Source organism: Vibrio sp. 1727 (assembly GCF_033344415.1).
GTDB classification, from domain to species: Bacteria; Pseudomonadota; Gammaproteobacteria; order Enterobacterales; family Vibrionaceae; genus Vibrio; species Vibrio alginolyticus.
This window is the reverse complement of the sequence record NZ_JAWPOT010000675.1, coordinates 1-516: the sequence shown is the minus strand read 5'-3', so window position 1 is coordinate 516 and position 516 is coordinate 1. Positions and strand designations below refer to the sequence as shown.

The window sequence follows — 516 nt, the reverse complement described above, 5'->3', positions numbered from 1 at the left end:
TTGGCGGCGGTTTGGCTTCTGGCTAGCCAGATCCCCATGGGTAAGCCAATCAACAAGCAGAAAAACACCGAAGTGAGCACCAAGGCGAGCGTGGTCATGGCTTGAGACCAAGCGCCGATCAAGCCAATGAACACTAGCGATACTAGCGTTGATAAACCAAGTTTGAAGTTAGAAAACTGCCACGCGAGTAAAAATAGGATCAGCACCATAATCGGTGACGGCGTAGAGACTAACGCGGTTTCGAATGAGGACAAGATAAAATCGATCGGAACTCGTATGGCTTGAAAAACAGGGCGACCATGTTCAACGAGCCAATTCAACCCAGATTCTACCCAATTATCGAGTGGGAGAACGGCATCTTGAAATGGGTTCATGATATCGAAAGGTGTCTCTTGCACGGCTTCGCTGTTCAACCAATCGTTGTTAGTTGCGGCCTCACTACCTTGTGACCACGGGTCTTCTTGTGTTGGTGCGGCTTGCGACCAAGGATCGTTATTTGTTTGCTCTGTAGACATC

General features: G+C 48.8%; 1 pseudogene. It reads right to left on the bottom strand.

Annotated elements, in window-relative coordinates:
• A pseudogene (locus R8O10_RS27545) lies at positions 1-515 on the bottom strand (proline/glycine betaine ABC transporter permease ProW); the annotation flags it as partial.
• Between the last annotated feature and the right edge of the window lies 1 nt (position 516).